Raw genomic sequence first — 22,204 nt, 5'->3', positions numbered from 1 at the left:
CGTTTGGAAAAGAGGAGCGATGGACCGGCGGGTCGGAGCAGAGTGCTCCTCGCCCGGACAGCAATGCGCCCCGCACCAGAAAATTCCCCTGAGCCTTCGGCTCATTCCTCGCGGGAGCAATTTTCCGGCCCTGGGCGCATTCTCCGCTGCGCTCCGATCCTGACGGATGCGGCCCGGTCGCCGCCGGTCCTGTTATCGCCCCATCCAAATCGGGTCAGATCAATCAGAGGAACCAGACAATGCCCCATCAGACAGACATCCCCGAGGAAACCGGCGTAACCTCCGCCATCCTCGACCACCTCGCACTTCATGGCGCAACACCAGGACCCGGCGAGACCGATCATCGCCCCCTGCCCCAGCCTGACGAGGTCGAGCTCGCCATGGCGACACTTTTCGACACCACTATCGGCCTCCTCACCGGCAGCCAGTTGGAAGACAATCTCGAAGAGATGCTCTGGTCCCTCACCTCGATCTTCCATCGCCGGCTTGCCCATATCCAGAAGCTTCTCGACGATAACGAATTCGAGGTCCGGGAAAGTTTGGCCATCCAGGACGGTTCCGAGGTCGCTTCGGTTGAACTGGAACGCCTCCAGTTGATCGGGCTTAAGCTCTGGGACCATCGCGACGCCTTCGAACAGATGCGCGATCTGGCCGTGGACCACTTCTCGGCCGCCACCGGGTCTCCTTGGCTGCCCCGCACCGGTTCCAAGGTCTCGCATCGCGGCCTGACTTCCGCCGTGGTGGACAGCCGGGCCTATCTCTCGGCCAAGCGCCGCAAAGAGACCGAGGTGCACTGCCCCGAAGGCACGCGGATCGCTTTCTCGGGCGGGGATTATCACGCCTACGATCTGATCTGGTCCGTCCTCGATGCCACCCATACGAAATATCCCGACATGGTGCTGCTGCACGGCGGTACGCCCAAAGGTGCCGAGATGATCGCGGCCCGCTGGGCAGATACCCGTGGCGTTACCCAAGTGGTCTTCAAGCCCGACTGGAAGAGCCACGGCAAGGCCGCCCCCTTCAAGCGCAACGACAAGATGCTCGAAACCATGCCACAGGGTCTGATTGCCACGCCCGGTTCGGGCATCACCGAGAACATCGTCGACAAGGCCCGCAAGCTCGGAATCCGCATCAAGAGGATCGGGGCTTAGGCCCCGGTTCACGCCCCGCGCAAGAGGTCCTGTACGACGGAAGGCTTCTTGGCGATCAATGCCAGCAGAACCTGTGCTGGGCCTGTCGGGTGCCGGCGCCCGTGTTCCCAGTTCAGGAGCGTACCTTTCGCGACGCCAATGCTCTTGGCGAACTCGGCCTGGGACAGGCCCGTCCGTTGCCGGACTTCGGCGACATCGACCTCCGCCACGGACACTTCATGCACTTTGGCGTCGGCCAAATCGCCATTCGCGAAGGCCAGAGCCTCTTCGAGGCCCTTGGATACAGATTTGAATGCACTCATTTTGCGTCGATGCTCCTTGGCCACGGCTGTTTTGCTGGGGCAGTAAGATACTTCGGCTTGAGCAACTAGCTATGGCCGTAGGTAAGATTAACCTTGCAAATCTTCCGTATCGTGGAGTAATTGCAAGGTATGTACAAACGCAAGACCCAACAATTCGTTCAGTCTTCCTTGGAGAGCCAAGCGGCTGTGGTCCTTCTCGGCCCCCGACAGGTCGGAAAGACAACACTTGCACTCGACATCGCATCAGAGCGCCCATCTGTCTATCTCGACCTTGAGCGTGAGGCGGACAGGCAAATCCTGACTGAACCAGATCTCTATCTGGACGAACAGGCGGGCAAACTCGTCATCCTCGACGAGGTGCAGCAGATGCCTGACCTCTTCAGAACCTTGCGCGGCCAGATCGATCAGCGTCGGCGGGCCGGGTTTCGGACGGGACAGTTCCTGCTATTGGGATCGGCTTCCAATATCCTCTTGCACCAAACGGCGGAATCCCTCGCCGGTCGTGTTCGATATGTTGAAATGCCCCCCTTGCAGCCTGACGAGGTGGGGGCCGATCAGTTGAACTTGCTCTGGCTGCGCGGCGGCTTTCCCGACAGCTTTCAGGCCGCGAGCGATCGGGCAAGTATGGACTGGCGTCTGGATTTCCTGCGCACCTATCTGGAGCGAGACATCCCTGCCCTCGGACCTCGGATTCCGGCAGCGACCTTGCGGCGGTTCTGGACGATGCTTGCGCATGTCCAGGGCGGCCTTCTGAACGCCGCGGCCCTTGCCGAGGGATTGGGCGTGTCCGGCCAGACCGTTGGGCGCTACCTCGATCTGCTCGTCGATCTCATGCTGGTGAGACGCCTGCAGCCCTGGCACGAGAATGTCGGCAAGCGTCTGGTGAAATCGCCAAAGGTCTATGTGAGAGACAGCGGCATCGTGCATGCGCTGTTGGGCATCGGCACGACAGAAGGCTTGCTCGGGCACCCGGTCGTCGGTGGCAGTTGGGAGGGGTTCTGTATCGAGGCGCTTCTTGCTGCCGCCCCTTTAGGCACCGAACCTTTCTTCTATCGCACTTCGGCCGGTGCTGAACTCGACTTGGTTTTGCGTTTGCCAAGCGGCGACATCTGGGCTGTTGAGATCAAACGGACGACTGCACCAAAGGTTTCGAGAGGATTTCACACAGGGGCCGAGGACATTGGAGCCAACCGAAAGCTCCTGGTCTATGCCGGTGAGCATGAGGTCCCCGTCGCGAAGGACATTCGAGCGTTACCACTGGCACATGCAATCGAGTTGTTGAGCGCGCTATGACCTCGTTTTTATCTCTGGCTCAGGACACTTCCATTGGTCTGAGGATAACAGCGACACGCGAAGAATCTCAGAGCCAGGTCTGGCCATTAGTCGGGCACCAGAGCGGATGAGTGTCTGGCAACTCGATGGTATCTGGACGCCTGCATCTCCGAATGCGAACGCAAACGCCCCTGTGATGCCACGGAAGGATGGGCGAATGCTCTGCCGTTGCCATCGATTTGTGATCTGACGGCTTTGGTCTTCGAAGAGTCTTGAAGTTTGGATGGACGAGAAGACAATCCCTACTCCTTGCGGCATCTCTCTCGTCTGTTCCCCTACTTTCCTTCATGGCCACCGCACTTCTCCCTTTGTCTGAGTTGCATGACATGCTGGTCGCAGCTGTCGTCCCGTCCACAAAGGTTGTCGCCGATCTTTTTCCCCTGACCCTGCGGGTCATTCCGCGCGGACCAAAAAGACCGGCGCCTGCCCCTCTCCGCTGCGCTCCGCCTTCGGTGTGGCCGGGCCTTGGCCAGCTGCAAGGTGACCATCATTGCAACGCAAACAAGGAGAAGAGCAATGACCACGAACTGCATCAAATTCACCAGCGCCGACATCGAAACCGCCAAGGGCGTCGGCTCCATCTCGACCCTGACCTTCGACCTCGACATCACGGTCGAACCCGTCGCGAGCTCGAACCCGATGGCCCCCACGCACCGCGTCCTCGGCCGCTCCCCGCGCGGCAAGTTGGTCGAGTGCGGCGGCATCTGGAAGAAGCAGAACAAGGAGACCGGCGCTGACTACTACACGCTGACCATCCGCGACCACGGCTTCAACGCCAACCTCGGCAAGGCCGCGAACCAGGACGATCTGTCCCTGCAGGCCGTCATCCCCTGGGGTCCCAAAGACGCCGCGTGACGGCTAAGGCCGGTCGGTTCTCCACCGACCGGCCCATCAAGACTCCAATCTTGAACGCGTTCAAGATTGGAGTTTTAGGGGTGGTGGAGCTTCTAAATAAGCGCCTGAAACTCATAGGCGCGTGGTATCTTTATTTTTCCTCCAAAACCGTGCTACCATAGAAGCAGAATCGAGTCGAACTCGGACCCAACCGAAGTCAGGGCTTAGGAATGAGCGGTAGTCTAGAACAGTTTTTGACGGACCTGTCACGTGGGCTTGAGCGCACGATGGTGGCAGTGAACAAGGAACTCACCTTGCGTCAGCGCATCAAGCGCACGTGGTCAATGCGCCAGTGCGCAAGGTTTATGAACGTCAGTATTCAGTATCTAACCAAGTTCGCCAATTCGAGCGACGACTTTCCCGCGGGCGAATATGTTGGAAGAGAGCGTGTTTTCACGCTTTCCGAATTGATGCACATGCGGGCCCTTCTGGCGGCCTCGGCAAAGCGGCCCTACGACTACCTAGCCTGGCGCAAACCCGACGCCCCCTTACCCGTCATCTCGTTTGCCAGCCAGAAAGGGGGCACGGCTAAGAGCCTGAGCGCCGCGCATTTTGCGCAGTATCTCAGCTTGCATTACGGCATGCGCGTTGGTGTCATGGATGCAGACCCGCAAAGCACGATAACGCTCTACTTTGTCGGGGGTGAAGGTCTTCCCCAGATGCCCGACGAAAACACCGCCTCCATGGTGGACTTTGCCGGCCTCTTCCAGTCGGAAGATGCGCCATACACTGATCACGATGCGCAGACGCTCGACAGCTTCTTTCTAAAGACCTCCTGGCCGGGGCTGCGTCTGCTGCCGGCACATGGCGAAACGTCTGAGGGAGAGATCCAGATTGCGCGCCTTGTGCGAGAGGCCCCCGCCGGAAAGAGCTTCTATCGCTACCTGCGCGATGCCCTTGATCGCTGGAAAGCGGGCCACCCGCCAAAAACGCTGCCCAACGAATTGGTAGTCGAGGGCAAGGTCGATCAGCAGCGACTGAACGCTGCGCTGACCGAGACCCTCGATGTCATCATCATCGACTATCAGCCTGCGTTGACACTTTTCCAGCTGAATAACGTGATTGCGTCGACTTCGCTGGTCATCCCGCAAACCATGAAGGGGTTTGACATCGCAACGCTGTCGACCTTTGTGACCGGCCTGCTGGGGATGCTTCAGCATATTCTGGCCCATGAACGGATCGAAATAGGAACTGGTGCCAACATGCTGTTGCCGACGATCGTCCAACGATCCAATGCGCAGGATCTAAACCACATCGGAAACCTGCTGGAACACTGCCCCACGGAAATTCTGCCGGTGTTTTATCTGCGTTCCGACGCAATCTCGAATGCGTCGGACGTCTATCAATCCGTATACGAATATGAGCCGGACACGCCGGGAAAACGCAAGGGGATCAACCGGTTCATCACGAATGCCGATGCGGTTAACGACGCCATAGTATCGCGACTCTGGCCGGGCTTCGAACGCGGTTATGCCAATACATGGATGGACGAGTTCTATGAAGATGACGGCGAGGGTGAAGCATGAAACGCAGTATTCCAAGGTCGCTGGTCAGCAAGGCTACTAGTCCCGACACATCCAAGGAGCGCACGCCCGGTCCCGAAGGCCGGGCAGAAACGGGCGACGCTGTTTCTACTCCTTTCAAGGGGGCCGGCAGTGCTTGGAAATCAGGGGCGCTTGCGCAATCGCAAGCCGCTGTGGAGCGAAGCAGAGCTGAGCTTTGTTCGGATATCTTAAACGGCCGCCACGAAATAAGCCTGTCGCCAGACCAGATATCAGATCCGATGGGGACAGACCGCCGTCAAGACTGGATGTCCCAGGAAGCATTCAGGTCTCTGGTAAACAGCATTGCCTCGAACGGGCAGGACACACCCATTCTGGTGTGGCCCGAGGATCCGGATTGGGAGCCGGATCCGTTGGAGCCGTCGAACGTCACTGGTGTTCCATTTGTCATGCTTACAGGACGCCGCCGACTGGCGGCCGCGTCGGAGTTGGGTTTACCTCTTCGTGCAATCCTCGCTTCGCCGGAAGCGCGAAACGCCGAGAACAGCAAGTTTGAGATGTTGTTTCTGCGGTTCCGCGAGAATGAGGAGCGCGAGAATCTTAGCCCATTTGAGCGTTTGGTTTCGATTGGTGAAATGTATGAAACGTTGGCTTCTGGGGCAGACAAGCTGACAGCTGTGGCCTTCGCAAAGAAAATTGGCGTGCATGAGAGCCTAGTCTCACGAGCGAGGTCTGTTTTCGCTGCGCAGGATCAGATCTTGAACGCGTTCAAGAATGTCTACGACATGAGCTTTCGTGATTTGCAGGGAGCCTTAGCGAGCTTGGAGAGGGTGAACAAACCCAAGCTCAAACCGAAGGCAAAGCCCAGAAAGCTCACGGTCAAACGCAAGGTGGGCAACCGAAATCTTTCGGCGACTTCAGTCGATGGAAACCTATCCATCAAGGTTGCAGGTGTGCCGATAGACCAAGAGCGTCTCGAGAAGCTCGGAGATTTAGTCGCCGACTACTTGAGCGCCGAAGGTTCGGGGAAGGAAACCGACTGACGACAATGTCAGCGACATATCCTCCAGAACGACGAGGCAAGGAGCAAAAAGGAACGACAATCGAAATAAAGGCAAAAGAAAAGCCCCCAAGCGGTGTGGCCTGAGAGCTGATCTTAATGGTTTGGTCACCTTCAAGATAAGTCTCGCAGGATTCACTGTCAACGACGAACGCTCCTGAGCGAACGGCTTTCTTTTGCCTCCACATAAACGGAGGTGAGATACAGGCATGAAACATACAGGTTGGCGCAAGCCGACACCGGGTCTTGGGGTTGCTGAGCAACTTGCCCAAGCCGGTGAACGGGTAGCAGTACCCAAAACACGGGCATTCGTGGCACTTAAGCGCGTGGGGGCACATATCGGCTTGAAGGCCGGAGACATGTTGCTCCTCGACACGCTCGGGGCCTTTACCCAGGCCCAGGACTGGGAGGAGGGGCAGCGTCCGATCGTCTGGGCGTCGAACGCCTATCTGATGGAGCAAACGGGTTTTTCGCTGTCTGCCCTCAAGCGCCACGCGCGGCGCCTTGCTGAGATCGGCGTGATCTCCTTCCAGGATAGCCCCAATGGCAAGCGGTGGGGCCGCAGAGACGTCGATGGCCGCATCGTCGAGGCCTATGGCTTCGATCTGTCGCCGCTCTCAGCCCGTGTCGAGGAGTTCGAGGAGCTTCATGCTGAGTTGCAGGCTGAACGCGAGCTCTGCCTACGCCTGAAGCGCCAGATCACTGTGGCGCGCCGGATGATCCGAGCCCGGATCGAGGCAGCTCTCAGCAGCGCTCTGCGTGGGCCCTGGAGGCAATTCACGGGGCTTTTTGAGGAGCTTCTGGAACGACTTCCGCGCCGTCATGAAGCTTCAGAGCAGTTGGAGCGGCTATTGGCATGGTTCAAGGAACTCCAAGAACGGGTCGAGGCGGCTTATCTTAAGGCGACTGTTGCGACAAAACCTGTGGAAAACACCGATGATAAACACGCCCAAGTCACGAAGAAGACTCAAGAAATGAACCCCAGGGAGGTCATTTCTGAACCTCATATACTAATTACAAACCAACTTAATCCTGTAACTAGTAATTCCTCTGAAAAAGAGGAAGCGGCGGGTGTGGTGCCTAATGCCCAACCCGAAGAGCGGGTTGATAGGGAGCTGGAAGACTGGGTTGCCGAGGTACGCAAGAAGCGGACAGCGCTCGATCTGCCGACAATCATGCAGGCCTGTCCGGAATTCGCATCCTGGGCGCGGAATTTGGGTGGATTCCTGAAAGATTGGGGCGATCTGCACCGGGTTGCCGGTCAACTCAGGCCGATGATCGGGATCTCTGAGCATGCCTGGAACGTGGCGCAGGACCGAATGGGCACCCAGGTGGCCACGGCCGCGTTTGCCCTCGTCTTCGAGAAGCACAGTGCGGGCGAGGTTGCCTCGCCGGGCGGCTATCTGCGGGGCATGGTCGAGAAGGCCGGGGCAGGGGAGCTGCATCTCGAGCGCAGCTTCTATGGTAGGCTCAGTGGGCAGGCGGCGTGATAGGGCAGGGGCTCAGAGACCGGCGGCTTTGGTCAGGTTCACCCGGAACCGGTCCCGGCGGCGCTGATAGCGGCGGGTCATCTCGGCGGAAGCGTGGCCGAGGTGTTTCTGGACGTAGCGCTCGTCGACTTCGGCGGAGCTGGCGAGACCGGCGCGCAACGAATGGCCGGAGAACAGCGCCAGGCGGTCTTTCTCAGGCAGGTCCGACCGGATGCCGGCGTCGAGCACGGTGCGCTTGATCAGGCGCGCGACGTGTTTGTCGTTGAGGCGTGTCTCCAGCGCCTTCTTGCCGTCCCGCGAGGTGCCGACAAAGATTGGGCCAAAGTCGATCTTGGCGAAGTGCAGCCATTGTTCGAGCGCATGGACAGGGCAGGTCTGATCCTTGGAGCCGCGGCCGATCTCGACCTCGCGCCAGCCGGTCTTGGCATTGAGGGTGAGCAGGGTGCCCTTGTCGAACACTTCAACCCAGCCGCCCGAGTCCGGCGTGTCGTCCTTGTGGACATCGAGGCTGACGATTTCCGAGCGACGAAGGCCGCCGGCGTAGCCCAGCAGCAGGATCGCGCGATCCCTGAGGCCGCGCAGGTCAAAAGGCAGGGTGGCCACCATCGCAAGGATGTCATCGGCCAGGATCGCTTCCTTTTGCACCGGCGGACGGGCGTGTTTGCGTTTGATCCCGGCCAGCACGGTGGCGATATGGCGGTTCTTGCGATCGAGGGCAAAGCCGCGCTGCGCATAGTTCCAGGCGAGGCCCGACAGGCGGCGGTCGATGGTGCTGACCGATAGGGCAGGGGAGGGGCCCGCTCCGGACGCCAGGTCCGCAAGGTAGAGCCCGATCATTTCGGGCGACGGGGGCAGAGTCTCCGCGCCCTTCATCCGGCACCAGCGCGCGAAATGCGCCCAGTCTTTCGCATAGGCCTTCAGCGTATTGTCCGAGGCCGCGGCGCGCGCATAGTCGCGCGCGGTATCCACCAGCCGATCGAGCGTGCCTGAACCAGCCACAAAGGAAGGAAGGCTCAAAGCCTCGCTGCTGGGATGATCTCTCTCGTTGTTCTCGCTGACCGAAGGCCCATTTGGCGGCTTTGAGATCGATTTCTCGTTGTTTTCTGACATGTCGCTGAGCATATTCTTTGGTGTCCGATAATGCAAACTTATTGGACATGACTGCGAGCGACAAGGTGGGGCGGTTTATGTGCTATTTTCTGGTAGAAAGCGCCGCGCTGATATAGGCTGCAGGCATGACATTTGCCCGGCCGGATCACATCGTCGACCTCGACACGTTACCCCGGATGCCCGCCTGGGTCACCTCTGCACGCGCTGAAACCCTTGAAGATGTTGCGTTTTTGTCGGGTTCGGCGCTGAACCACCTGCATCTTATGTTGGGACGCGCGGAGGTGCCCCAAGCCTTGTTTCGGGACCGGCTCGCGCTGCGCGCGGCCGAGGCTTGTATCGCGTTCTCTGGGCGGCCGGAGCGGGCAGGGGAGCTGCGCGACGCGGTGCACCTGCTGCGACCCGGCGATCTGCCCGGACCGGCGGGCGAAACTAGCCTCGCCTGGCGACGCGCTGTGGAACGGCCGGTATCGATCAAGGCTCTGGGTCGAGCCTTGCCCAGCTTCGACCTCCGCCAAATTGCCGCGTGGCTTGATGTGGGGAAAGGGGCGCCGGTAACCTGGGCCGCGAAGGTGTTGGAGGCGGTACTGCACGAGGTGCCGCGCGCAGATGTAGTAGGACTGATCCTCGCGGATGCGGCCCTCGCTCAGGCACTCGGCTGGGATCATCTCGTGCCGCTTCTGGCCCCAGCCCTGAAACGCGCCGACCTGCGCAAGCATGGCGAAGACCTGCGTCTCGCCTGTCATCGGGCGCTCGTCTCATCGGCAGTCGAGGCCGTGCGCCTTGCCGCTGACCTCGAGCGCCGAACGACGCATCTGAAATCCGTCGCGCCGAAACTCCGGGCCAAGGGGGCAGGGCAGGCGGTCGAGTTGTTCCTGACCAGCGATGCGGTTGCCCCTTCGGCGCTGCCCTTGCCGGATCGCGCCGCGCGGCGGCTCTGCGATCGGTTGGTCGACCTCGGCGCTGTGCGCGAGCTGACCGGGCGGGACACCTTCCGGCTTTACGGGGTATAGTGATGGCCAAGGATCGCCCCGAACTTGAGCTTGACCGCGAGTTGTCCGATCTGCCGCCCGAGCTGCGCTGGCGGGAATGGATGCGCCGGATCGAGGCCGTGCTCTTCGCCAGTGCCTCGCCAGTGCCGCGCGAAGACCTTGCCCGCGTGGTGGGGCAGGCGGCTTCGGTCGAATTGCTGGTCGAGGACCTTGCCGCCGATCTGGAAGGGCGGGCCTTCGAGATCGCTCGGGTCACTGGCGGCTGGATGTTCCGGACGCGGGCCGCCTACGCGCCCGCGATCCGCGCAGCGGCAGATGTCGGGAACCAGTTTCTGGATCTGAGCGAGTTCGACGTCGCGGTCCTGGCCGCCATCGCCTACCATCAACCGATCACCCGCGACGGGCTCAAGGACATCTTCGGCAAGGAGATCAGCCGCGACCTGATAGGGCGGCTGCATTCGCGCAACCTGATCGGGACCGGGCCAAAGTCGCCCAGGCGAGGGGCCCCCTATACCTTCGTCACCACCGAGCAGTTCCTGGTCGCTTTTGGGTTGGAGAGTCTGCACGATCTTCCCGATCGGGAGCAGTTGGAGGATGCGGGGGTTGTGGGGTAGCTGCTTCAAGTGGGCGTCGGCTGACGAACTGGAATCCTCGGCATAGAATTCATCCCGACTTTGCTCTCGCGGAATCTACCTCTGGGCATCATCGTCGGCAGCAACGAATTCCATCGTGAGGACAACGTCAGTCGTTTTGAAATCTGGTCGGGAAAGCTTGATAGACCTATTGACCGGTCAGTCCAAGGGTCGCCTACCCAGTTCATCTGCGATCATTCAATCCATCATGGCCTACATGTAGTATCCGAGGCCTTACGAAACGCTGATTGAAGTGCTATCTCTTTCATATGGAAGGTACGGGTTATTGGCGTGAACAAGAAGATTACTGCCAGTCAGCGCATTGGCGAAATCGGGGAGAAGGCGGCTAATCTTCAATTCTTGCGAATTGGGTTCCAATTCGATGGGCGTTCACGGCTGGAAGCGGGGATAGACGGCATCGCTGAGGTGATGGACGATGATCAGCCGACAGCGAAGATGATTGCCGTTCAGGTCAAGGCTACTGAGCGTGGCAGCTATGTCGGCGAGACGGACGCCGGTTTCACCTATCGTGTCCGCGCTTCAGATTTCGACTACTGGCGCGGCTCCAACCTACCCGTGATCCTTGTTCTCTACAGGCAATCAGATGACACGTTCTTCTGGAAATCGCTCGAAAACCTCGTTGGCGAGGCCGAACGCACATTGCAGTTCGACAAGGAGCGCGACGTCTTGGACGGACGTGCGAAGAATCACCTCGCTGCCCTGACCGTCGCCAAGCAAGGACACGGTTACTACGTCCCGCCACTTGGGGGAGGGGAGGAAGCGATCATCAACATGGTGCCATTGCAGCTTCCTGAGGAAATCTTCGTCGCACAGACACAGCTCTCTACCCAGAAGGCGCTCGCCCGGATGAATAAGGTCCGGGACGGCCAGCGGTACGATTGGATGGTCGATGAAACCTCGCTTTGGACATTCTGCGACCCACTAACCACACCCGTTCGCGACCTGGTCGAACGGGATCAGGTCGAACGGATCGAAACCGACTTTCTGGCACAACACGACGCAGTGGATCAGCAATACAAATTTGCGGGTCTGTTGCGACATACTCTGGGCCATGACTTTCGGGATTTGCTTGGATGGGACCGAAAGAAAAAGCAGTTCTACTTCTTGCCAACACCTGGAGGCGTCGCGCGCAAGTTTCGCTATCTTGGTGCGAAGCAGAAGACACAGGCAGACGTTGTCAGCGTCTATCAGAAGTCGAAGGGGGAGGGGCCCATCGACTATGTGCGGCACCATTCATTCCATCCCCGGTTCGAGCGCTTGGCGGACCAATGGTACCTGATCATCAACCCATCCTACTATTTCACTTCGGATGGAGAGCGCGCGCTCAACTATCCGGATGCCTTGTTGTCCGGGAAGAAGCGCCTCGACACAAACAACACCGTTCGAGGCCAGGTGATCATGTGGCATCGATTGCTGTCAGGTATGGAATTTGAAGATGCCGGCGAACTGCTGGCACCCGACACCAAGACGGATCGTATCATCAAGTTTGGTGACCCGCCTTCCATCGAACTGCCAAAGAGTGTGCCCGAGGACGTGTGGGGCGCGAAGGCGCAGAAGTCGAAGAAGCCGTCCGGCTCGAATGAACAAGGCAGCTTTGACCTATGAGCGACTTCAAGACAAAGATCTTCCCGGAGCCTGAACTGGAATTTGGTGACCAACACCATCATCCTGATCCACGATTGGGGTTGCTACAGGCGGGCCCGTTGCAAACGAACCTGGGGGACACGATCAAAGTCGGCGTTGTTGGCAGCGCTCTGACCGTCGAAAAATCAGGCGAGTTTCTGAATGCGATCGAAGATGGGTTCGAGGGTAAGACCGAAAAGCACCCGAACCTGCACCCGGACTTCCCTGGGTTGAGAAACCAGAACCCCTATCGGTGCCGGTTTGAAATGGTGGCTGCCGAAGATGGAGTGCTGACGAAAGGTCAGATCGAGAAGATTGCCAAGGAACCGAGCGATGCGCGTGCTGTGGAGATAGCCGTCGACGCAGTTATGGCGCAACTGGAAAAGTTGGAGGCGCATCATGAACGGCCGGACGTGGTCATGGTTTCTCTCCCTGTCAAGTTGATCGAACGGGTCTGGAGAAACGAGCGGGCGCGCGATGACGAAGGTATAGAGGGCGAAGCGGCCGACGCGAAAGCTGGCAGAGAAACCTCTCCGAACTTCCGTGGCTTGCTCAAGGCCAGAGCGATGGACCTCAGATTCTCAATTCAGATTGTCTGGGAGGATGTCATCAACCCCGATGCCAAGATCCCTCGCAAGATCAAGGAGAACTCTGACCGCCAAACCCAAGATCGAGCTGACCTCGCATGGAACCTCATGACGACGCTCTACTACAAGGGCAGCGGCAAGGTGCCCTGGCGCAGATTGCCGGAAGAAGGCGAGTTCACCGCCTGTTACATTGGCATCAGCTTTTTCAAGGATGCCGAAACCGACGAGATATGGACCAGTGCTGCGCAAATGTTCGACGAGCGGGGCAGAGGGTTCATTCTTAGAGGCGGTCCTGCGCAGTCAGAGTCGCGGGGTCGCCACCCGTTCCTCACTATCGATGAGGCTCACAAGCTTACCGAGAGCGCCTTGGCCGCCTACAAGTCGGTCCATAGAACGATGCCGGCACGCGTGATCGTCATGAAGACGTCGCGCTTTCGCGAGGACGAGGCCGAGGGTGTTGGCAAGGCGCTCGACGAGGCAGGTGTGGAACTGCGCGATCTCGTTTGGATTCATGAGAGCTATTCAGTCAAGGTGCTGCGCGACGGCGACTTCCCTGTCCTCCGCGGCACCTTCGTTGAACTGGACGGCAATGGGCTGCTCTATACCAACGGCAGCATTCCCTACTATGGGACCTATCCTGGCCTCTATGTCCCGAACCCCCTGTTGCTCTGTCCGCACCCGCAAAGCGAGAGCACGATCGAACAGATTGCGAAGGAAGTTTTCAGCCTCACGAAGGTGAACTGGAACTCGACCCAGATGAACCAACGCTTGCCGATTCCGATCCGAGCAGCCCGTAAGGTTGGTGACGTGTTGAAATACGTTCCCTCGGGGCAAAAGGTCAGCAGTGACTATCGGAAGTACATTTAGAAGCTGCACACGGAGCACGCCGTCGGCTCCGTGGCTGCTGTTAAGAGCATCTGATCGTCGATCCTCGAAGCTCCCAAGTTTCCAGCGGATCTTTTTTCGGCAAGTGACTTCTCTGGCGTTTGATACATAAAAGAACATCACGCGCATGCCTTGATGTAGAATTCTACATCAATCTTGAAGTCTGCTTCAGTGAGTGATATGTTTATGAATATCATAGATGGCAAACGAAGCAGCAAGATAGATCATGAGTTACGCAATAGAGCACATCGCAGAGTCGCTCAAAGCCGCGCGGGAACGCAAAGGGATCTCTCAGCGCGCGCTCAGTGCGAAGGCTGGGGTTCCACAGAGCCACATCTCCAAGATCGAGAACGGGGCGGTCGATCTGCGTCTGTCCAGCCTGGTCGAGCTTGCACGTGTACTTGATCTGGAATTGACTCTGGTCCCGCGCAAGAAGCTGCCTGCCGTTCGGGCGATCATTCGCGGTGATGATGATGGTCACCGTGACGTTCAGAGCGCGCGTAAGGCGACGAACCTATTGCAGCGCCTTGATGACCAGATAGCAGCGCTTCCCAGTGAAACGCTCTCTGAGATTGTCGTTCAGGAGTTGCAGCGCCGGGCGCGCGAATTGATGCACTTCAAGCTTTCAGCCGATGATGTTGTTCAGTTGCAAGAAGCGTCTGCTGCCATGCAGGAGTTCCTGAGCGATCCGCGCAATCTGGAAGCGGTCGAGCAGGCGCAGAGCCAGTTGCGCATGCTGCGCAACGCACTCGCCCATGGGGCGGGTGTATCTGCACCATCCTTACCGCGTCCGGCCTATCGTCTGGATGGTGACGATCATGGCTGATGTCAGTGTCCTTGAAGTCCTGCTCTACGGAGAGCCGATAGGTACGTTGACGCGGGTCAGCGGTGATACCTCGCTCTTTGCTTTCTCTGAAGGCTATGTCGCCGATGCGGGCAGGCCGGTTCTGAGCCTCGGTTTCAAGAATGAGCTTGGGGAACTGACCACTGATTTCGGTACGCAGAACATGCACCTGCTGCCCTTCTTCTCCAATCTTCTGCCCGAAGGTCACATGCGAGACTATCTCGCCGAGCGCGCGGGCGTGAAGCCCGTCCGTGAATTTTTCCTGCTCTGGGTTCTCGGCGAGGACCTTCCCGGTGCGGTCACTGTTCGGCCCGCCGATGGTGAGGCGTGGCCCCCCGACGCTGATGATGGTGAAGATCATCACGATGATCATCGAGATCAGGCGCTGAGGTTCTCGCTGGCAGGCGTTCAGTTGAAGTTCTCGGCTTTGGGAGACAAACAAGGCGGTCTTGCGATTCCGGCCAAGGGGGTCGGCGGCTCCTGGATCGTCAAGTTGCCAGCGCAAGGCTTCGATGCTGTCCCCGAGAATGAATTCTCGATGATGACGCTCGCGCGTCTCTGCGGCATGGATGTTCCGCCGATAAGGCTGATCGATGTTGCCGACATCGGCAACCTGCCCGAGGGCATGGATAAGGTCAGCGGTCAGGCGCTGGCGGTCGAAAGATTTGACCGTCTAAGTGATGGCAGCGCTGTTCACATTGAAGACTTCGCGCAGGTCTTTCGCGTTTATCCCAAGGACAAGTACGAGAAGGCAAGCCAGCGCAACATCGCACAGGTACTGGCCGCTGAATGCGGAGAGGCCGACATCGCCGAGTTTATCCGGCGGCTGACTTTCAATGTGCTGATCGGCAATGCCGACATGCACCTCAAGAACTGGTCGCTGATCTATCCGGATCGTAGGCAGGCAGCGCTCGCGCCGTGTTACGATTTTGTTTCGACCATTGCCTACATAGACGACGACAAGGCGGCGCTCACCTTTAGCCGCACCAAGAAGTTCTCCGGGTTCTCGAAGGACGAGCTGTCGCACCTGGCTGCAAACGCCGGTTTATCCGAGAAGCTGGTTCTGGGAACCGCACGCGAGACTGTCGCGCGCTTCCATGAGCACTGGCAGGCCGAAAAGGGAAACCTGCCGCTGACCGCGGATGCGATCAAGGCGATCGAAGCCCATTTGCACACAGTGCCGATAGCGTAGGGGATTGGCAGAATGGCAGAGAGTTTTTCGAACCGGCACGGCTACCGCAGCGCAGCCGCGGAGATAACCGTTCACGAGGACGCGCCCGAAAACCTGCGCTATGCGATCCCGCTGATTGGGCAGGACATCGGCATGAGCCCGTCCGCCATGCGCCGGATCATCTGTCAGGTGTTGCTCGTCCCGCCTGACCGGAACAACTGGTCGGAGCACCCCAACATCTGGGAAGAGGTCGTTGGGCTACTTGCCGACTGTCCTTGGTACAAGGTCTATGACATTGCTGAAGCGTTCCATACGGCACTCGCGCAAGGGTTCAACGACAATGCAAGCAGGTTCGATGGCCGGCTGAACCAGTTTTTTGTCGAAAATGGCATCGGCTGGCATATGAACGACGGCCAGATAGTCTATCGCGGCTCCGAAGCATTTACCGGCGCGACACAAGAGGCCGTCGAAATCCTCGAACATACCGGGCGCAGTGCCGCCGCACGCGAGATCCACGAAGCGCTGCGCGATATTTCTCGGCGGCCAGAGCCGGATGTGACCGGGGCAATCCAGCATGCCTGCGCAGCGATGGAAGCGACCGCGCGGGATCTGGCCGGCGATTCCAAAGCAACATTCGGCCAGCTTGTAAAGCGATTGGACCTTCCAAAACCTCTTGATACCGCAGCCGAGAAACTGTGGGGCTATGCGTCCAACAACGCTCGTCACGGGTTGGAAGGACAGCAGGTTGATACGCCAGAGGCCGAGCTGGTTGTCAGTGTAGCCTGCGCGGTCTGCACCTATTTGGCCAAACGCGCGGTGATATAGCGGCCCGAACAGTCTGATGAAGTGACTGGGATTTCAGAGATACTGGAGCAACGCAGAAGGCCGACACTTAATTCACAGGACCGGTTCAAAATCAGTGCGATCTCAGGCTGGAAAGACCTTCTAGGTTCTCCGGTGGTGATTTGAGCTCAGAAGCTTCTCCAAATTGATGAAAATCCGTAGGTAGAAGACGCCCATCGAACAGATTAAATTCACCTCCTTGTCTGCGACCAATCTGACGAGTCTAAAATCGCCCGACATTTCGCCGCATAGACCGGATCGATCTGACCGGCGAACGCGATCAGGCCCAACAGATGTTGGCGGAGGCCTTCAACGGAGGCGAATCCGCGCCGCGCTGCATGTTGAACCGGCCCCTGATCGGGAGCGCTTATGTGATACAGGTGCTTTCGAAGCCGCGAGCGGAAATCGCGGGTCAGCTTCGGCGTGTCTCCGTCCACCAAAAGGCCGAGCACGACTTTCCGTGCTCCCGGAGAAACAATCGTCGTCTTGGATTGGTTCGGCGCCAGTCCTCGAGCAGCCAGGGTCTCATAGACTCGCCCTACCAGATCATGTGCGCGGGATCTTCCAAACGACTTTCGTGTCGTTGAAAAGGTGAGATCGTCTGCATAGCGCGAGTATCGGACGCCGAAGGTCTTCGCGATAGCAGTCAGTCTTTCATCTAGGTCGCGCACTGCGAGATTGGCCAACATTGGACTGGTTGGTGCGCCTTGCGGCAAGACGCCAAGCAGGTCTCGTGGATAAAGCGATGTCAAGGACGAGTGCCGAAACTTGGGCGTTCGTCGCTGAGGCAAGACAGCAGTATCGTTGCGATGTTTGTCGCGGAGACGGGTGCACAAGCGCGCAAGCTCAAACGCGACCAGCGGCTGGTAGCCCCGCTCCAAAAACACCCGATGCACGTCGATTTCAGTCAGCGATTCGAAGAAGTTCCGCAGATCAATCTTGACCATCCAAACTGCGCGGCAGTGGCGCGCCGCGGCCTGGGCCAACCGAGACCCTGGTGCAAACGCCGTGCTCGCCGAATGGCAGGGTGCGTGGCGCAGGACTTCGGACGCGATCCAAGTCTGGACTCTCAGCAAGGGCGGCTCAGGCACGGCAATTGTTCGATAGCGCGGAGGTTGGCCCGGGATCGGGCGCTTGCGGATCGAGAACTCCCGATAAGGGTCCGCATCCTGCCTTGAGGCATATGTTTTCAAAATACCGACATCGACGCCCGCCAAATGCCCCAGATGGCCAAGGGTGAGGATCGGCGGGCCGGGACTTGGCTGCCGCAATGTGTGTTCAGCTGTCGCGATTGCATTATTGAGGATGGATTCATCCACTCCTGCCGCAAGGCCTTCGGCGAAGTAGCGTTGAGAGTTCCACGTTCGCATCTACTATCCACCCTTCAGGGTGAGCTTGATCGGATCGCAAGTCAGCCTACCGCTGCGGCGACCGCAAGGTCGTGCGGTTCGATCAAGTTGAGCATCAAGCGAAAGCTTGACCGTGAGCCCATCGCAATCGACGGCCCAGGCATCACCTCCTGCGGGCAGGACGTGACACCAACGGTGCCGGTCGTTACCCCGGCAACCACTAGACATCGCGTGGCGCTCTCAACGCATTCGGAAAGTACATCGTGTCGTCGCCTTGGGGAAGGGGGCTCTTGCGGTCTTGGCGAATCAGTCGTGACGCAACCATCCGCCCTCGTTCGGTCAGTTGATGCGACGCGTTTATCCAACCCCAACCTTTCAAGCGGTCAAGGATTTCGCACACATCATCGATGTTCATGCCGAGACGACCCGATATCGCTTCGGAATGACGGGGAGATCGGCGCAGTGCAGACAGGATGATCGTTTCCAAGCTCGTCGGGCGCAGAATTGCCCCGGTATCCGACGCCTTGGCAGACGCTTCAATACGCGCTCTTTCTTTCTCTGGCGTGTGCGGTTCTTGGTAGGGGGAACCAGCTGTACTGGATGCACGCTCCGGTACCAGCGCCGACCATCTTCTTGCATCCTTCCAGAACATCGAAGGTGCATTGTTCGGCATGCCGTGATCAAACGCCAAAAGCGCCCCCACTTCGCCATAGCCCAGGGGTTTGGACCCTGGTGGCGCATAGCGACGACACAGCTCTTCCATCCGCCTGACTTTTCCTCGGGGAAAGACCGTTTGAATTGTTGGGCATCGTGTCACCAAGCTGACGGTGGGCGATGAGGCGTGATCCTTTACGCGTTCGACCCCAGCTTCTGTCCCTGCGTAGGCCACCACTTCGAAACAAAGGCCGGAATGACTGCGCCTCGACCACCAGCTGCGCACTGTCCGCAGCCTCCATGCGGCATTGAGATAGTTGATGACGCGATCTCCACTTCCGATGAAGTCCGTTACCAGAACGAACCGGCGCGCGCGCTTCTCGCGAATTATGTCGGCCCCAGGGTTGAGAAGGATCGACCTTCGATGGCGCTTGTGCAACTGGGTCAGGACGTTGGCGACAACCCCTTCACTGCCTATTTCTTCGGCGACCTGTCGCTGACGAGGCACCAGCGGCGGTCCGACGCGGCCATATGCGCGCACAGTCTTCTTCCCTTTTTGAATTTTACTCGCGCGGGACGTCTCGGGAAACAAACGGTTGGGTTGCCCTTTCCATTTCTTACGCTCTGTTTCGTTGTAAAGCGCCACGGGGTTGGGACCGATCCTCAGGCGGTCTTCAAGGACCCGCGTCAAATCGCGGCGAAAAGCATCACCAGGGACAAGCCGGATGAGGGACGCGAGGATCGCGGCATCCGCCCGGTCCGCTTCTTCGAATTGATCCACCCATGCTTTCACCAACGGCTGCATGATGGTCGAGCTTGTGGTCACGTCGGTACCTCGATCTCAGTTCTTCAAAATGGTTGCGAGGTTCGCCATATGGATCGCGCGCCAAGCCAGCGTCAGGAGTCACTTTAGACCGCGACACTCTTTCGCCCAAACGAACATCGCACCGACGGCAGCATTGGCTTGCTGCACGCTGAACACTTCCGGTTCGAACGCGCCGGCCCATTGCTTTGTATCACGATATTCCGGGTGGCGTTTGTCGGTCAGCGCGTCGAGAAACTCTTCGTAAGAGTAGGGCCCTCCACAGTCCTCTGGCGGGCACGCTCGCGCTCCGGCAACACAGGCGGGAAAGTCCAGATCTGGTCTTCCGGTTGGTTTGCTAACCTTCTCGACAGTGACGAGGTGCCGCCAGCCATCGCCGAAATCATAAGTGTATATGAACTGATTGCCTTTCTTGACCAGCTCGCCAAGAGTAAAGCTCTTTTCGTCCTTCCGGCCATCGTTTGGGTCCCAGCTGTCGTCACTTTCGTCGCGGGCCTCGAACCTGTCTTCGCCAATCTCGAATTCATGCAAATGATAGTCTTGCCAAGGCATAGCGCCCTGGAGAACGGAATGCAGGATGTCCAAGCTGATGTCATTCGGCACGAGGATCCGGCGCCAGATGGGTGGTTTGATGCCAACAAGTTCGATTTTCAGCTCAATCAAAATGTGTTCCGCCTGTCTCAATGGCCCTGCCGTTGAAGTAACTTTTGATTCTTAAGTTGAAGCATTCAAGGGGAACATTGGCCCCTCCTGCCCTTTGGTCAGGACCGCGCCCTACTCGGTCGGCTGCACGCAGCCGCCCGCCCCGAGCTGAAACGCCGCCTCTCGCTGCGACGTGCTGCTGGCGGTGCAGTCTCCTCCGGAGCCAGCCCGGCCAGCCGTCGCATGGTCGTGGCAACGCTTCATCTCGGCCGTTCCGGTTACGGTCGCTTGGGCGGGCGCGTGACAACATCGATCTCGTATCTCGCGTCTCGGCCGGTGTTGCTCCTTGCTTTGCCGGACGTGCCGTGCCGCCCCGTCATCATAGGTCGCAAACGGCGTTCTACGACCGCCGGATTGCCTTGACCGCAGCTGGCATCAGGCCGGTGATGGTCGTGCTGCGCGGATCGCACGTTACGGGGTGCCGTGGAGGGACCGTTCGAAATCCGGGGGGGGCGGAACGGTGTCGAGGCTTCGACGATCTCCCTGCAGCTCTTCCAGACAACACAGATCGGGTTGCCACGGAAACCAGCCGTCGCGGCACGTGAGGCAGGGTCAGCAAAGCTCTGACTGGCCGGGATGCGGCTCGGTGCGAGAGGACAGAAATATCGCCACCACAGGCATTTCTCTCATTCGGTTGTTCACCCTCCTTTCTTCGCGGCCACCGCACTTCTCCTGGTGTCTGAGTTGCATGACATGCTGGTCGCAGCTGTCGACCCGTCCACAAAGGTTGTCGCCGATCTTTTTCCCCTGTCCCTGCGGGCCATTCCGCGCGGAGCAAATAGACCGGCGCCTGCCCCTCTCCGCTACGCTTCGCCTTCGGTGTGACCGGGCCTTGGCCAGCTGCAAGGTGACCATCATTGCAACGCAAACAAGGAGAAGAGCAATGACCACGAACTGCATCAAATTCACCAGCGCCGACATCGAAACCGCCAAGGGCGTCGGCTCCATCTCGACCCTGACCTTCGACCTCGACATCACGGTCGAACCCGTCGCAAGCGCGAACCCGATGGCCCCCACGCACCGTGTCCTCGGACGCTCCCCGCGCGGCAAGCTTGTCGAGTGCGGCGGCATCTGGAAGAAGCAGAACAAGGAGACCGGCGCCGACTACTACACGCTGACCATCCGCGACCACGGCTTCAACGCCAACCTCGGCAAGGCCGCGAACCAGGACGATCTGTCCCTGCAGGCCGTGATCCCCTGGGGCCCAAAAGACGCCGCCTAAGCCAAAGGCCAGACCGCTCCGGCGGTCTGGCTTTTTCTCGTTCCGGGGGAATTTGCCCTCGACCGGTGCACTATCGGTGTCCGAAGAACGCGGCATATTTCGGAAGCGGACGCAGAGGCGGGTCGTCAGACCGGATAGGTCGCGGGCGCGGCTTCGATCTTTCAGTTCAGTGACAGCGTGGATCACGCGCGATGGAGGCGGAACCGAATGACCGCAGGGAGAACTGGGAGCCAACTGAGCGAGCCAAGCGCACCTCTTCCGTCGGTCGAACAACCCGCGCCTAGGTCGTCTTGGCGAAGCTACCAGGGGCGCCGAACTCACCCTGTGCCGCGAGGGTGGAAGTCGCAAATCAACGTCATGCATCCCGGGGCAACGTCTCACGCCAGAGTCACCGCCGCGCGCCTTTCCGTCGACCTGTTGGCCTTAGAGATCGCTAGCCCGGGGTCGAGCGGCCGGCAACGCCGGGGGCAGGTTTCTGGACGGCTGGCGCCTTGAGCGCTGCGGGGCATCGCTCACAACAAACCTGCCCCCAGCGTGCTCCATTTCATTCCGCCCCGTGCAGGGTGCAGCCCGCTCTCATGCCCCCGGTCTTTTCCACGATCCGTCCAACGACGATCAACGGAAAGGATCACACCATGACACTCGAACAATCCATCGACCTCGCCGAACTGCAAGCCGACATGGCTTTCGATGCCTACCTCGCCGCCTTTGATGAAGACGCCCATCCGGAGACACTCGACAGCCTCGAGACCGAGGCTCTGATCGCCCGCAGCCGCTACGACGATCTGCGCAGTCAGGGACTGGGTCACTGACCCAGACACCCCTGCGGGTCTTCGGATCCGCAGGGGTCTGACACTGATCCTTACCAACATTGTGACGCCCCAAACGGGCGTGACACGCGCCATCCCGCGCGGGCCGTTTTCGTGTTTCTGGCGCCCGATCCGTGACCGGCTCGGGCGCTCGGTTTGCCTGACATCGCGTGCTGCTCCAGCGCAAGTTTCAGCAGATTTATTCGACC

20 protein-coding genes are annotated in these 22,204 nt (G+C 59.1%); 15 read left to right on the top strand and 5 right to left on the bottom strand.

What is annotated here, in order from left to right:
• Positions 1 to 239: 239 nt before the first annotated feature.
• The gene (locus RB2654_RS21115) at positions 240 to 1,151 is read left to right on the top strand and encodes a DUF2493 domain-containing protein (RefSeq protein WP_008335666.1); all 912 of its coding nucleotides are present in this window, start codon (positions 240 to 242) and stop codon (positions 1,149 to 1,151) included.
• Positions 1,152 to 1,159: 8 nt separating this feature from the next.
• Here RB2654_RS21115 and RB2654_RS21110 read toward each other — a convergent pair whose 3' ends face one another.
• The gene (locus tag RB2654_RS21110; RefSeq protein ID WP_008335665.1) at positions 1,160 to 1,453 is read right to left on the bottom strand and encodes a helix-turn-helix domain-containing protein; all 294 of its coding nucleotides are present in this window, start codon (positions 1,451 to 1,453) and stop codon (positions 1,160 to 1,162) included.
• Between the two features lie 129 nt (positions 1,454 to 1,582).
• Between RB2654_RS21110 and RB2654_RS21105 the strand changes: the two genes are divergently transcribed.
• The 5 genes from RB2654_RS21105 to repC all read left to right on the top strand — a co-directional run bounded on the left by RB2654_RS21105 (position 1,583) and on the right by repC (position 7,731).
• A complete protein-coding gene (locus RB2654_RS21105) occupies positions 1,583 to 2,746 on the top strand; it encodes an ATP-binding protein (protein WP_008335662.1) in 1,164 nt (387 codons plus the stop codon).
• A gap of 555 nt (positions 2,747 to 3,301) precedes the next feature.
• Complete coding sequence (locus RB2654_RS21100; RefSeq protein ID WP_008335659.1) at positions 3,302 to 3,640, top strand: DUF736 domain-containing protein; 339 nt, start codon at positions 3,302 to 3,304, stop codon at positions 3,638 to 3,640.
• A 209-nt stretch (positions 3,641 to 3,849) separates the two neighbouring features.
• Positions 3,850 to 5,205 carry a ParA family protein gene (locus RB2654_RS21095; protein ID WP_009804235.1) on the top strand — a complete coding sequence of 452 codons (1,356 nt, stop codon included), beginning with the start codon at positions 3,850 to 3,852 and terminating at the stop codon, positions 5,203 to 5,205.
• The gene (locus RB2654_RS21090) at positions 5,202 to 6,224 is read left to right on the top strand and encodes a ParB N-terminal domain-containing protein (RefSeq protein WP_037207731.1); all 1,023 of its coding nucleotides are present in this window, start codon (positions 5,202 to 5,204) and stop codon (positions 6,222 to 6,224) included. The genes RB2654_RS21095 and RB2654_RS21090 overlap by 4 nt, the downstream gene beginning before the upstream one ends.
• 226 nt (positions 6,225 to 6,450) lie before the next feature.
• Positions 6,451 to 7,731, top strand: a complete 1,281-nt coding sequence (gene repC / locus RB2654_RS21085; RefSeq protein ID WP_081940158.1) for a plasmid replication protein RepC — start codon at positions 6,451 to 6,453, stop codon at positions 7,729 to 7,731.
• 12 nt (positions 7,732 to 7,743) lie between these two features.
• Here the strand turns inward: repC and RB2654_RS21080 are convergent, their stop codons facing one another.
• Positions 7,744 to 8,841, bottom strand: coding sequence for a tyrosine-type recombinase/integrase (locus RB2654_RS21080; RefSeq protein WP_037207775.1), 1,098 nt, complete (start codon positions 8,839 to 8,841; stop codon positions 7,744 to 7,746).
• A gap of 125 nt (positions 8,842 to 8,966) precedes the next feature.
• On the opposite strand from RB2654_RS21080, the gene RB2654_RS21075 reads away from it, so the two are divergent.
• From RB2654_RS21075 to RB2654_RS21045, 7 genes are all read left to right on the top strand, one after another.
• Entirely contained in the window at positions 8,967 to 9,851 is an 885-nt protein-coding gene (locus RB2654_RS21075) for a DUF1403 family protein (protein WP_008335645.1), read from the top strand.
• A gap of 2 nt (positions 9,852 to 9,853) precedes the next feature.
• Positions 9,854 to 10,444, top strand: coding sequence for an SMC-Scp complex subunit ScpB (gene scpB, locus RB2654_RS21070; RefSeq protein WP_027246250.1), 591 nt, complete (start codon positions 9,854 to 9,856; stop codon positions 10,442 to 10,444).
• Positions 10,445 to 10,753: 309 nt separating this feature from the next.
• Complete coding sequence (locus RB2654_RS21065; RefSeq protein WP_008335641.1) at positions 10,754 to 12,088, top strand: DUF4365 domain-containing protein; 1,335 nt, start codon at positions 10,754 to 10,756, stop codon at positions 12,086 to 12,088.
• Positions 12,085 to 13,560: an argonaute/piwi family protein gene (locus RB2654_RS21060; protein ID WP_008335638.1), complete on the top strand. Its 1,476-nt coding sequence runs from the start codon at positions 12,085 to 12,087 to the stop codon at positions 13,558 to 13,560. The genes RB2654_RS21065 and RB2654_RS21060 overlap by 4 nt, the downstream gene beginning before the upstream one ends.
• Positions 13,561 to 13,804: 244 nt before the next feature.
• Positions 13,805 to 14,404, top strand: coding sequence for a helix-turn-helix domain-containing protein (locus RB2654_RS21055; protein WP_008335637.1), 600 nt, complete (start codon positions 13,805 to 13,807; stop codon positions 14,402 to 14,404).
• A complete protein-coding gene (locus RB2654_RS21050) occupies positions 14,397 to 15,614 on the top strand; it encodes a type II toxin-antitoxin system HipA family toxin (RefSeq protein ID WP_027246249.1) in 1,218 nt (405 codons plus the stop codon). Before RB2654_RS21055 ends, RB2654_RS21050 begins: the two co-directional genes overlap by 8 nt.
• 12 nt (positions 15,615 to 15,626) lie before the next feature.
• Complete coding sequence (locus RB2654_RS21045) at positions 15,627 to 16,418, top strand: AbiJ-NTD4 domain-containing protein (protein ID WP_008335632.1); 792 nt, start codon at positions 15,627 to 15,629, stop codon at positions 16,416 to 16,418.
• Positions 16,419 to 16,627: 209 nt separating this feature from the next.
• On the opposite strand, the gene RB2654_RS21040 is transcribed toward RB2654_RS21045, so the two are convergent.
• The 3 genes from RB2654_RS21040 to RB2654_RS21030 all read right to left on the bottom strand — a co-directional run bounded on the left by RB2654_RS21040 (position 16,628) and on the right by RB2654_RS21030 (position 19,925).
• The gene (locus tag RB2654_RS21040) at positions 16,628 to 17,806 is read right to left on the bottom strand and encodes a reverse transcriptase family protein (RefSeq protein ID WP_050772053.1); all 1,179 of its coding nucleotides are present in this window, start codon (positions 17,804 to 17,806) and stop codon (positions 16,628 to 16,630) included.
• Positions 17,807 to 18,005: 199 nt separating this feature from the next.
• Positions 18,006 to 19,265, bottom strand: coding sequence for a phosphoribosyltransferase-like protein (locus tag RB2654_RS23515; protein ID WP_139199595.1), 1,260 nt, complete (start codon positions 19,263 to 19,265; stop codon positions 18,006 to 18,008).
• Between the two features lie 78 nt (positions 19,266 to 19,343).
• Positions 19,344 to 19,925: a plasmid pRiA4b ORF-3 family protein gene (locus RB2654_RS21030; RefSeq protein WP_200813253.1), complete on the bottom strand. Its 582-nt coding sequence runs from the start codon at positions 19,923 to 19,925 to the stop codon at positions 19,344 to 19,346.
• A gap of 922 nt (positions 19,926 to 20,847) precedes the next feature.
• Between RB2654_RS21030 and RB2654_RS21025 the strand changes: the two genes are divergently transcribed.
• Complete coding sequence (locus RB2654_RS21025; protein WP_008335621.1) at positions 20,848 to 21,186, top strand: DUF736 domain-containing protein; 339 nt, start codon at positions 20,848 to 20,850, stop codon at positions 21,184 to 21,186.
• 635 nt (positions 21,187 to 21,821) lie between these two features.
• Positions 21,822 to 21,998 (top strand): hypothetical protein, encoded by a 177-nt coding sequence (locus RB2654_RS23755; protein WP_165198475.1) that lies wholly within the window; start codon positions 21,822 to 21,824, stop codon positions 21,996 to 21,998.
• The last annotated feature ends 206 nt before the right edge of the window (positions 21,999 to 22,204 follow it).

Origin of the sequence: Maritimibacter alkaliphilus HTCC2654 (assembly GCF_000152805.1) — a bacterium.
GTDB lineage: Bacteria > Pseudomonadota > Alphaproteobacteria > Rhodobacterales > Rhodobacteraceae > Maritimibacter > Maritimibacter alkaliphilus.
Note: the sequence above shows the minus strand (reverse complement) of the source record. Positions and strands in the feature narration are given on the sequence as shown.

What these genes read in the sequence shown, in the direction of transcription:
- RB2654_RS21075 (WP_008335645.1), top strand. Translation starts at nt 8,967, where the DNA reads ATGACATTTGCCCGGCCGGATCACATCGTCGACCTCGACACGTTACCC.
- RB2654_RS23755 (WP_165198475.1), top strand. Translation starts at nt 21,822, where the DNA reads ATGACACTCGAACAATCCATCGACCTCGCCGAACTGCAAGCCGACATG.
- RB2654_RS21060 (WP_008335638.1), top strand. Translation starts at nt 12,085, where the DNA reads ATGAGCGACTTCAAGACAAAGATCTTCCCGGAGCCTGAACTGGAATTT.
- RB2654_RS21110 (WP_008335665.1), bottom strand. Translation starts at nt 1,453, where the DNA reads ATGAGTGCATTCAAATCTGTATCCAAGGGCCTCGAAGAGGCTCTGGCC.
- repC (WP_081940158.1), top strand. Translation starts at nt 6,451, where the DNA reads ATGAAACATACAGGTTGGCGCAAGCCGACACCGGGTCTTGGGGTTGCT.
- RB2654_RS21050 (WP_027246249.1), top strand. Translation starts at nt 14,397, where the DNA reads ATGGCTGATGTCAGTGTCCTTGAAGTCCTGCTCTACGGAGAGCCGATA.
- RB2654_RS21080 (WP_037207775.1), bottom strand. Translation starts at nt 8,841, where the DNA reads ATGTCAGAAAACAACGAGAAATCGATCTCAAAGCCGCCAAATGGGCCT.
- RB2654_RS21045 (WP_008335632.1), top strand. Translation starts at nt 15,627, where the DNA reads ATGGCAGAGAGTTTTTCGAACCGGCACGGCTACCGCAGCGCAGCCGCG.
- RB2654_RS21090 (WP_037207731.1), top strand. Translation starts at nt 5,202, where the DNA reads ATGAAACGCAGTATTCCAAGGTCGCTGGTCAGCAAGGCTACTAGTCCC.
- scpB (WP_027246250.1), top strand. Translation starts at nt 9,854, where the DNA reads ATGGCCAAGGATCGCCCCGAACTTGAGCTTGACCGCGAGTTGTCCGAT.
- RB2654_RS21095 (WP_009804235.1), top strand. Translation starts at nt 3,850, where the DNA reads ATGAGCGGTAGTCTAGAACAGTTTTTGACGGACCTGTCACGTGGGCTT.
- RB2654_RS21025 (WP_008335621.1), top strand. Translation starts at nt 20,848, where the DNA reads ATGACCACGAACTGCATCAAATTCACCAGCGCCGACATCGAAACCGCC.
- RB2654_RS21115 (WP_008335666.1), top strand. Translation starts at nt 240, where the DNA reads ATGCCCCATCAGACAGACATCCCCGAGGAAACCGGCGTAACCTCCGCC.
- RB2654_RS21055 (WP_008335637.1), top strand. Translation starts at nt 13,805, where the DNA reads ATGAGTTACGCAATAGAGCACATCGCAGAGTCGCTCAAAGCCGCGCGG.
- RB2654_RS21100 (WP_008335659.1), top strand. Translation starts at nt 3,302, where the DNA reads ATGACCACGAACTGCATCAAATTCACCAGCGCCGACATCGAAACCGCC.
- RB2654_RS21040 (WP_050772053.1), bottom strand. Translation starts at nt 17,806, where the DNA reads ATGCGAACGTGGAACTCTCAACGCTACTTCGCCGAAGGCCTTGCGGCA.
- RB2654_RS21105 (WP_008335662.1), top strand. Translation starts at nt 1,583, where the DNA reads ATGTACAAACGCAAGACCCAACAATTCGTTCAGTCTTCCTTGGAGAGC.